The organism is Streptomyces adelaidensis, from assembly GCF_016598475.1.
Classification (GTDB): domain Bacteria; phylum Actinomycetota; class Actinomycetes; order Streptomycetales; family Streptomycetaceae; genus Streptomyces; species Streptomyces adelaidensis.
Genome location: NZ_JAEMUX010000276.1, coordinates 1 through 739 on the forward strand (window position 1 = coordinate 1; position 739 = coordinate 739).

At 63.6% G+C, this 739-nt stretch carries 1 protein-coding gene; it reads left to right on the forward strand.

Annotated elements, in window-relative coordinates:
• A partial coding sequence (locus I8N67_RS41820; RefSeq protein WP_267912909.1) for a group II intron maturase-specific domain-containing protein occupies positions 1-639 on the forward strand: 639 nt, incomplete at its 5' end.
• Positions 640-739 lie beyond the last annotated feature (100 nt).

The following is a 739-nucleotide window of genomic DNA, read 5'->3' on the forward strand; positions in this document are numbered from 1 at the left end:
GTTTCCCCGTTGCTGGCGAATATCGCGCTGCATGTCCTCGATGAGGCGTGGCAGAGCGAAGGGCGCCGGCTGGGAGTGCTGGTGAGGTACTGCGATGATTTCGTGGTCCTGTCGCCGACCAAGGAACGGGCCGAACAGTCCCGGGAATTGGCCGCGAAAGTGCTGGCACGACTCGGGATGCGCCTTCATCCCGGCAAGTCCGGCATCGTTTGCCTCACTCGGGGTGAACAGGGCTTTGATTTCCTCGGCTTCCACCACCGGAAGGTGGAATCGTGGAAGTGGCGGGGCAAGTTCTACTTGCGGCGTTGGCCCTCGGCCAGAGCGATGCGGGTGTTGCGGGACAAAGTCCGCGCTGCGACTGCACGTTCAAAGACCGAGCGGCCGGTGTCTGCTGTGGTAGCTGACCTCAGCCCCGTATTGCGGGGGTGGGCTGCGTACTTCCGCAACGGGAACTCCGGGCGGAAGTTCAACGTGGTCGACGGCTACGTCCACGAGCGGCTGGCGATCTTCGCCAGTACGAAACACAGGATGGCAGGCCGGAACTGGGCCACCCGTTTCACTTACGGATGGATCACCCGGCTCGGCGTCTACCGTCTTACCGGAAACGTGCACAGGGCAACGGCGCATGCCAGCCGGTGAACGATGTCGGAAAGCCGTGTGCGGGAGAACTGCATGCACGGTTTGAAGCGGCGGGGACTGGAAACGGAGCATCGGCCACCGCGCCAGTCCCCGACCCTAC